Source organism: Flavobacterium collinsii (genome assembly GCF_902804485.1).
GTDB lineage: Bacteria > Bacteroidota > Bacteroidia > Flavobacteriales > Flavobacteriaceae > Flavobacterium > Flavobacterium collinsii.
Map to the genome: position 1 here is coordinate 1 of NZ_CADCST010000042.1, position 10,061 is coordinate 10,061.

The window sequence follows — 10,061 nt, forward strand, 5'->3', positions numbered from 1 at the left end:
TTAAAAAAGGCGTTTCACTAGTTAAAAAGCACATATTATACTATGTGAAAGAAATATATTTCTATTTTTCCTTCTTTTTTCAGGTGTTAAAATCTATGTTTCTATGTGTTAAAATTAAATTGTGTTCAATTTCAACCAAACGGGTTAATCTTTAGATAAAAAAGGCAAAAGCTTAATTTGTCTTAATGTCTTAATGGTTTGAGGAAAAAAAAAGGCAAAAACTTAATTTGCCTTACTATATTAATGGTAAAATAAAAAATTAAAAGCTTGTTCTTGAAGATGATTTACGAATGTGCAATTCCGGAGCAAGAACTACCTTTTTTTCGATTTTAATAGTTTCTGTTTTGTCTACTTGTTCCAGAAAAACACGTGCAGACATTTTACCCATTTCTAAAGGAGACTGATCTACAGAGGTAATGGATAACTCCATAAATTTGGTAAAAGGTTCATTACTGAAACCCGCGACACAAAATTCTTTCGGAATACTGATGTTTCTTTCTTTTAATTCCTGAATAGCGCCTAAAGCAGCAAAATCACTTGATGAAAATATAGCATCAGGCGGTGTTTTCAGCTGTAGCAAAAGGTCTACAGCTTCTTTTCCGTGATCAACAGTACTTTTTACCGGAATTACGTATTCTTCATTAAAAGCTATTCCACTATCCAGTAAAGCCTGCTTGTATCCCAGGAACCTGTTCTTGAAAATTTCAAGCGACTGATCTCCGGATAAATGCGCTATATAGCGGCAGCCTTCATCGATCAAATGTTTGGTTGTTAAATAACCACCTCTAAAGTCATTTATCGTTACAGAGCTCACTCCGTCAATATGTTTGCTTCTGTCAAAAAAGATGAGCGGAACATTTTTTTCTAAGACATATTGAAATGCACCGTCATTTTCTCCGGTTACATCGGTAACAGACATGATGATGCCATCAACCTGAGCGTCTATTAAAGTATATAGATTTTCGTTTTCTCTTTTCGGATTTTCGTGCGTCTGGCAAATAATTACCTGATAACCATGCGGATGAAGTTCTTCTTCAATACCTCTGATAACCGAAGCAAAAAAGTTACTGTCGATACGCGGAACTATAACACCAATATTATTACTTCGGCCACTTTTTAATGCGAGCGCGAGTTTATTCTGCTTGTAGTTCATGGAAGCCGCAGTTTTAATAACCAACTCACGTGTGCTCTCTTTTATTTTCGGATTGTTGTTTAACGCCCGGGAAACAGTTGCAGCGGTGATATTTAATTTTTCGGCAATATCGTAAATGGTTATTTTTTCGCTCATTAAAAAAGGTTTTTCATATTAATCTCTGACAAAAATACATATTTTTTTATAAGGTTACACAAATTGTTATCGATTACCATAATTTATAATTAAAACGATTTCGATTCTACAATGATAATAAATTATCTAATTTTTTACATTAAGTGTAATTATATTCCGTAATAAAAATTAAATATATAATTAATTTTCAAATAAATTTGGTGTATTGGAACTTATTTTTTACTTTCGTGTAATCGATTACATAATTACATTGTTTTGGAAATCAAACCTAAATTACAACACAAATGATTACAGGGAAAGTTTTGGTAGTTAAATCAGTTTTAATAGGAGCTGTAGCAGGATTCATGATGCTTTCTTGTGGAAAGCAGGCTGTGGCAGTTTCTGAATCTGATCCCTGGAAAAACAAAGAGTTAATAGTTAAGAGTATTCCAGAAACCCACTTTCCGGATAAGACCTATAATATTAAGGATTTTGGTGCAGTTGCCGACGGAATAACAGGGAACACTTTAGCCTTTGAAAAAGCAATAAAAGTATGCGCTCAAAATGGCGGCGGAAAAGTTTTGGTTCCTAAAGGTAAATATCTCACAGGAGCAATTCATTTAGAAAGTAATGTGAATTTGCATTTAGAGGATCAGGCAGAAATCCTTTTCAGCATCAATCCAAAAGAATATCCTGTCGTTCATACTTCATTTGAAGGAACTGAACTGATGAATTATTCTCCTCTTATTTATGCAAAGAATAAAACCAATATCGCCATAACCGGAAAAGGAACGCTGAACGGACAGGCTGATCACACCAACTGGTGGATTTGGTCAGGGGGTAAAGATTACGGATGGAAAAAAGGTATTCCATCGCAAAATGATCCACAAAATAGAGAAGTTTTGGTAGATATGGCCGAAAAAGGAGTTTCGGTTGAAGAAAGGATCTTTGGAGATGGACGTTACCTGCGTCCTAATTTTATTGAATTTTTTGCATGTAATACCGTTCTGGTAAAAGACGTCACTATCATAAACGCTCCTTTTTGGATCTTACATCCATTAAAATCAGAGAACATCATTATAGACGGGGTTACCGTAAGTAGCCATGGCCCTAATAATGACGGTTGTGATCCCGAATATTCACAAAATATACTTATCAAAAACTGCACTTTTAATACCGGTGATGATTGTATCGCAATCAAAGCAGGCCGGGATGCCGATGGTCGACGAGTAGCAATTCCGAGTAAAAATATTATTGTTCAAAACTGTAAAATGATCGACGGTCACGGCGGAGTTGTAATTGGCAGTGAAATATCGGCCGGTGTCAATAACGTTTTTGTGGAAGACTGTGTCATGGACAGTCCAAATTTGGATCGTGCCATCCGTATCAAGACCAATTCAAAAAGAGGCGGAATCATAGAAAATGTGTATGTCCGTAATCTTGAAGTGGGAACCGTAAAAGAATGTGTCTTAAAATTAAACATGTTTTATAATGTATATGGATTACAAACTGGGGACTTTATTCCGACTATCAGAAACGTAAGCCTTGAAAATATAAAAGTGAAAAATGGAGGCAAATATGGCGTTTGGGCAGAAGGTTACGTACAATCTCCTGTGGAAAATATTACCCTTAAAAATGTTGTCATTCAAAAAGTAGACGCCGTACATCTGCTCAAAAACGTGAAGAACATAAAATTTATTAATACCTATATCAATGAAAAAAAAGTAGAATAACGTACAAATTAAAAACTATCAATTAACCAAACCATTTTAAAAAATTATGAATACCAAACAACTATTAAAGAAAAAAATAAAATACAGTCTTGTGTTTTTATTTTTCCTGAATTTTCTGTTGAGCGCGACAGCTTATGGGCAATCGACTACAATAGAAGGGAAAATTACAGATGCTGCGGGTTTATCATTACCTGGTGTAAACATTCAGGAAAAAGGAACTAAAAACGGAACCTCTACAGATTTTGAAGGAAGTTTTAAATTGAATGTGTCCAATAATAAAGCGATTTTAATTGTGAGTTATTTAGGCTTTCAGACACAAGAAGTGAGTATTGCAGGAAAATCGAAAGTGAATGTAAGCCTTGCTGAGCAATCCAACTCACTTAATGAAGTGGTGGTTGTAGGATATGGATCTGTAAAGAAAACAGATCTTACAGGTGCTGTCAACACTTTATCGGCAGCTAAAATAACCGAAAGAAACGTTACTAATCCAATGGAGGCCATTCAGGGAGGTATCGCGGGTGTTCAGGTAACTTCGAACAGTGGTAGAATTGGAGATGGTTTTAATGTTACCATCAGAGGAACAAACTCGATCAATAAAGATGGTTCTGGACCGCTTTTTGTCGTGGATGGTGTACCTACTGATAATATCGACTTCCTGAATCCACAGGATATTGCGAGAATGGACGTTTTGAAAGATGCATCTTCTGCTGCCATCTATGGTTCCAGAGGAGGAAGCGGGGTTATCATTGTAACGACCAAAAGCGGAACAAATGCTAAGTCTGGCGTTAGCGTTACTTTTGACAGTTCTTACGGTATCAAAGAGGCTGTAAGATTACCAAAATTAATGAGTCCGGAAAAATGGTGGTATTATCACCAATCTGCATTTTTGGCAACTACTATCTCAGCAATCAATCCAACCTATAACGATATTGATGCTTCAGAATTGAATGCTGCTGTAGGACAGGCGGGTACAAACCCTGTATTATTTCAGAGAGTGGCTAATAATCAAAGCTACAATTGGCAGGATGCGGTTCTTAAAGGCGGGATGATGCAAAACAATTACTTAAATGTTTCCGGTCGTGCCGATAACGGACTGTCATACAACATTGGTTTAGGAGCTCAGAAAGAAACCGGAGTGATTGATAATGAGGGAATCGATAAATACAATCTTAAAGCAGCTTTGAACCATAAGGTAAACGATAAAATTTCATTTGGAGTAAACCTGACCATTTCTAAAACTTCTGAACAGTTGGGAAGTCCAACGGCCATGCAGGAAGCTTTCAGACAAAATCCATATACTTCGCCTTGGGCGATAGATGCAGCCGGTAATGAAATCGTGGGGACTTATGCACAACAGCCGGGTACATTGAGATATCCTAACGGAAATCTAGCGATTAATAAAACAGGTTCTTACAATCCGCTTTTAGAAATTGCAAATTCATCAGACGAAATAGAAAGATTTACGACCATTGGTAATATTTTTGGAGAATATAAAATCAACAGTTGGTTATCGTTCAAATCTACTTTTTCAGCAGGAAAAATGGATGCCAGAGAAGGAAGATCATTTGGTGCTCAAACTGATTTTGGTCTTAAAAATAAAAGTTTGCCATCCGGTGACGTGACGAATGTGAACAATTTTAATTATACCTGGGACAATCAGTTTAACATCAACTACACCTTAAACAAAGACCACGTTTTTAGCTTTTTAGGACTTCAGAGTTTCTATTCTAATGCTACCGAAACATATTTTGCAGCGTCAAGAGAAAACCCTTTTGAAACCAGTTTTTACAATTTAGGTTCAGGAGTTCAGTCTACTTACTCCTTAACGCCATCAAGCGGTACTATTGCCTTAATTCCTTCAGGAGTGTTCACACCGTACTTTAAAAATACTTTAGAATCGTACGCAGCCCGTTTGAATTATGCTTACCAAGGGCGCTATTTGTTAACCGCTTCGGTACGTTATGACGGCTCATCAGTTTTGGCTGAAAATAATAAATGGACTGCTTTCCCTTCTGTAGCTTTAGGATGGAATGTTCATGAGGAAGGATTTATGAAAAAATTAGATTTTGTGTCTAATTTCAAATTTAGAGGAAGTATTGGTTACACAGGAAACGATAACGTAAAACCATATTCAAGTTTAAGTGTTTTAAAAAATCCAACTTATTATGATTTTAATGGTACAATCGCAAATGGTTACACGGCTTCAAACTTAGGAAATACAAACCTGACCTGGGAAAAAACAAAAGAGGTGAATTTAGGTTTAGATTTCGGATTTGTTCACAATAGAATCTCGGGTAGTGTAGACGTTTACAATCGTGTGTCTAAAAAATTATTGTTTCAACAGGCACTTCCATTGGAAATTGGAGTACCAACCATTACTTCTAACGTAGGTTCTATCAGAAACAAAGGAATTGAGGTGGCGCTGGTTACTAAAAACATTCAGACTAAAAATGTTACCTGGGAGACGAGCTTCACTTTTACTAAAAACGTCAACAAACTGGAATCGATTTATGGACAAAATCAGATAAGTGATGTTGGAAACAATCTCTTTATGGGAGAAAATGTTCATTCGTACTACAACTATGTTTTCGATGGAGTATGGCAGGAAAGTGAGGCAGCGCAAGCCCTTTCTTATGGTCAGAAACCGGGAGAAGCAAAAGTAAAAGATTTGAATAACGATGGAAAAATTGACGCCAATAACGACAGAGCTATTTTAGGAAACTACGATCCTAAATGGTCCGGAAGTTTCTCTACTACTTTAAAAGTAAAACAATTTGATTTGTCAATGTCGTTAATCACCAATCAGGGAATGACTGTCTTTAGCGGATTCCACGACAACTTTGCAGATGTTACCGATAGAGGACGTCAAAAATTAGATCTTGGAGACTGGTATATTCCGGCTAATGGTGCTGGTCTGGCCGCTCAGTATTCCAATACAAATCCGTTACCACGTGGAGCAGGGGTTTATTATGATACCAATAACGTAGCATTTTACAAAGACGCTTCATTTGTAAAAATTCAAAACATCGCTTTTGGGTATAGTTTTGATCAGGATTTAGTGAACAAATTGAAAATTAAAAGTTTAAGACTTTATGTGAATGTGTTGAATCCTTTTGTATTTACCAATTACGAAGGATATGACCCTGAATGGGCAACTGCAGCATTAGCAGTGAATCGTGTTGCGACAAGGACCGTTCAGATGGGATTAAGTTTAAAATTTTAAATTAAGAAAAATGAAAAAAATAGTATTAGTTATAGCAATACTGGCGACGACATTCAATTCGTGCTCCAATTTTATCGAAGAAGACAACCGTGCCTTTGGTTCGGCAGAACAATATTTTCTAACTGCTCCCGGGTTTGAGTCATTGGTCAATACCAATTATGCCACTCTAAAAGATATATACGGCGGTGATCCGTGGCTGTTTGAAGCAGGTACCGATATGTACTCTGAAGGAAGAAATCAGGAACCGGAAGGATTGGCTAAGTATTTAACCCTTTCTTCTTCGTCAGCCGGAGTAGATTTATTGTACAGAACTTGTTACATGGCCATTCAGCAAGCCAATAAAGGATTGTATTATTCAACCCTTACCGAAAAAGCAAGTACGATAGATACAAGAGTAGGGGAACTGAAATTTTTAAGAGCAAATGCTTATTTCCTTTTGGTTCAGACTTATGGAGGCGTTCCGATTGTATTAGAAAACATTAATACTGCTGTTACCTCTTTCGACAGAAATTCAGCAGAAGAAGTATACACACAAATTTTAAAAGACCTTAACGAAGCGCTTCCGGCAGTGGGTACAGGGGCTTATACAGGAAGAGTTAATAAAAGAGCCGTTCAGGATTTATTGGCAAAAGTATATTTGACTAAAGGTTACGAAACTTTTGGAACACCGGCAGATTTTACAACTGCGGCTAATTTAGCAGATCAGGTAATAGCAGGACAGGCACTTAATATTTCTTTTGCCGATGTGGTAAAACCAGGAAACGAAATGAATGCTGAAACGATCTTCTCGGTGCAGTTTTCTGTAGCTTCAAATGCTACAGGGGTAACAGCTTTGGGAAGTTCACAAAACTACTGGTTTAGCTCTTATTTAGGCGCAGCGGCAGCAGGTAATCCTTATCCAAACAGAAGTTACACACTTTGTCCTACAGTTTACGCATTATCTTTATATGAGCAGGGTGATAAACGTTGGGAAAATACATTCATGACAGAAATCTACAGTAAATACTATGATTTTTATACGGTAGCAGATAAAACGGCTTTAAAAATTACAGATTTTTACGAACCTCGTTGGTTTACTTTAGCCGATAGAGCGGCATGGAATACAGCTAATGCTTCAAGAAAAGCAAATGCGGCAACTTTCAGATATCACAATTGGGGAACCTACTCTTCATCAGCAGCCTCAGGAGGTGATTACAACCTGATTCCCGTTCGTAAATTTGATGATCCAAATGCTCCCTATAGCGGTGCCACCAGCACCAACTACAACACTACACCTATCACACCGGCAACAAACAGAAGCAGTACCCGTGATTTTATTGTAGCAAGGCTAGGAGAAACCTATCTGGTCGCCGCCGAAGCTTACTTTAAAGCAGGTCAGCCAGCGACAGCTCTAACACGTTTGAATGAAGTTAGAAGAAGAGCAGGAGGCGGAGTTGTAGGAGCAATTCCGGTAATGACGACTATTGATATCAACACCATATTAGATGAAAGAGGTAGAGAACTATTAGGAGAATACCACCGTTGGTTCGATTTGAAACGTACAGGTACATTGGTACAAAGAGCTGTTTTATACAATCCTAAAATCACAAATGCAAGCGTCTTTAACGGACAAAATGGTAATCTTAAAATTCTAAGACCGATACCACAGTCGGCATTAGATTTGAACAGAAGTAAAAATTACCCTCAAAACCCGGCTTATTAAAAAGGTTTTTATGATTAGTGGTTTTAAAAATTTTGAGGTTACGTTTTTTTGAGGAAGTTAAAAAGGGGTTCGATCCGGAATCGGACTCGGACTCCTTTTAACTAATAATCAGAGCGGTTAAAATGAAAAGAATAGGGATTGTTTTATTGCTTTTTTCGAAGGTTATCATGGCACAAAACCAGTATGCCGTTGACACTTCTTATACCGTAAAAAGTACTTATGCCAAACTAATTAAGAAATATCCGTTTATAAAAATAGCGGAAGCGAATAATAAGACAAACGTTCTTCAAATGGAGAACATAGTCTATGATAAAATTGGAAACAGGGAGTTACATCTGGACGCCTATTGGAAAAAAACTGAAAAGGTAAATCCGGGAGTTATCCTGATTCATGGGGGAGGATGGAAATCCGGGAACAAAAATCAGATGGAGGTTTTAGGACAGGCATTAAGTTCAAAAGGATATACGTGTTTTGCGATCGAATATAGGTTATCACTAGAAGCAAAATATCCGGAAGCGATTTATGATGTAAAAAATGCGATTAAATTTGTAAAAGAGAATGCGAAAAAATTTCAGGTAGATCCGGACAAAATTGCCATTTTAGGATGCTCCTCAGGAGGTCAAATGGCAGCTTTAATTGGTGTAACAAATGGAAATTTAGCTTTTGAAGACCCTCGGAACAAGAGTGTGTCTTCTTCAAAAGTGCAGGCAATAATTGATGTAGATGGGATTTTGGCCTTTAAACATCCCGAATCGGAAGAAGGAGAAATGGCGGCTTTTTGGTTAAACGGAACGTATCAGGAGAATCCTGAGAATTGGGAGAAAGCATCGGCCTTAAGGCATACCGATAAAAAGACTCCGCCAACACTGTTCATCAACAGCAGTTTTGACCGGTTTCATGCAGGAAGAGACGATATGATTGCGATTCTGAATCAAAATAAAATTTATAATGAGGTCAGAATAATTCAGAATTCACCTCATTCCTTTTGGTTTTTTCAGCCGTGGTTTGATCAAACAGTTCAGTATACCACGCAATTTTTAAACATAGTATTTAAATAATTACAATAAAAAATGAAAATGAAATTTACATTAGCGACCTTACTCTTAGTTGGTATTACAGCAGTTAATGCTCAGAAGTATGATATAAAAACAGCTAAAACCTATGCCGAGATATCTGCTAAAACAGATGGAAAGTGGGAAGGCCGCAAATATATTGGCGGTACAGTATTTAAAAATGTGGATAGACTCAAATTGTCGCCGGAACATACCGATCATTCTTTTGATATTCGTTATGAAGGACCAGGTTGGGAAAATAACCGCATTGGATATCGTTTGTATTTAGATTGGAGAAATGCGATTGACATTTTCGGAAAAAAAACAGCAGAAATTATTTTGCCAAAAGTTGGACAGGATAATTTCGATTCTTATCACGAGATGAGCGATTGGGGAGCAGATATTCTGAAAGCCGGAAAAGGAATCGGAATTGGTTCAATAGACCGTTATTTAAACAACGAAAAATTACACTTCCGTGAGGTTGATTCTACTATAGCTACGGTAGTAAATAAAACCAATGAGTCGGGTGTAAAAGTGCAGTACTATGGTTGGAAAACGGCTTCTGATAAAATTGATTTCACTTCAGTTTTGACCATCAAACCAGACGAGCTATATACAAAGCACACCATTCAGGCATCCAAAGAAATTCAGGGAATTTGTACCGGAATTGTAAAGCAAAAAAACACAGAGCTTCTTAAAAAAGAAAGCAAAAATAAAAAATGGGCTTATCTCGCGACTTATGGTCAGCAATCATTAGTTCCGGATAAATTAGGAATGGTAATTTTTTATGAAGTCAGTACAATTGAGAGTGCTCCCGATACAGATTTAGATTATCTTTTGGTATTTAAACCAACAACAAAAGCAACTTCTTTTTACCTGTTAGGCGCATGGGAACAAGAACAAAACGGAATTAAATCGAAAGAAGAATTTGTGAAATATTTAGATCAAAGGTTAGAAGTATTGAACAAGAAGGGGAAGATGTAAAAGAGTGAAGAGTGAAGAGTGAAGAGTGAAGAGTGAAGAGTGAAGAGTGAAGAGTAAAGAGTAAAGAGTAAAGAGTAAAGAGTAAAGAGTAAAGAGTAAA

6 protein-coding genes are annotated in these 10,061 nt (G+C 36.9%); 5 read left to right on the forward strand and 1 reads right to left on the reverse strand.

Annotation, left to right across the window (positions count from 1 at the left end):
• Positions 1–259 precede the first annotated feature (259 nt).
• Positions 260–1,288: a LacI family DNA-binding transcriptional regulator gene (locus tag FLA105534_RS00490; RefSeq protein ID WP_173964092.1), complete on the reverse strand. Its 1,029-nt coding sequence runs from the start codon at positions 1,286–1,288 to the stop codon at positions 260–262.
• Between the two features lie 284 nt (positions 1,289–1,572).
• Here FLA105534_RS00490 and FLA105534_RS00495 point away from each other — a divergent pair, with 284 nt between their 5' ends.
• The 5 genes from FLA105534_RS00495 (at position 1,573) to FLA105534_RS00515 (ending at position 9,961) form a co-directional block, all read left to right on the forward strand.
• The gene (locus tag FLA105534_RS00495) at positions 1,573–3,000 is read left to right on the forward strand and encodes a glycoside hydrolase family 28 protein (RefSeq protein WP_173964093.1); all 1,428 of its coding nucleotides are present in this window, start codon (positions 1,573–1,575) and stop codon (positions 2,998–3,000) included.
• A gap of 46 nt (positions 3,001–3,046) precedes the next feature.
• Complete coding sequence (locus FLA105534_RS00500) at positions 3,047–6,223, forward strand: SusC/RagA family TonB-linked outer membrane protein (protein ID WP_173964094.1); 3,177 nt, start codon at positions 3,047–3,049, stop codon at positions 6,221–6,223.
• 10 nt (positions 6,224–6,233) lie between these two features.
• On the forward strand, positions 6,234–7,925 hold the full coding sequence (locus FLA105534_RS00505; protein WP_173964095.1) for a RagB/SusD family nutrient uptake outer membrane protein: 1,692 nt from the start codon (positions 6,234–6,236) through the stop codon (positions 7,923–7,925).
• 122 nt (positions 7,926–8,047) lie between these two features.
• Complete coding sequence (locus FLA105534_RS00510) at positions 8,048–8,983, forward strand: alpha/beta hydrolase (RefSeq protein WP_173964096.1); 936 nt, start codon at positions 8,048–8,050, stop codon at positions 8,981–8,983.
• Between the two features lie 18 nt (positions 8,984–9,001).
• Positions 9,002–9,961 (forward strand): DUF4861 family protein, encoded by a 960-nt coding sequence (locus FLA105534_RS00515; protein ID WP_246253131.1) that lies wholly within the window; start codon positions 9,002–9,004, stop codon positions 9,959–9,961.
• Positions 9,962–10,061: the final 100 nt, after the last annotated feature.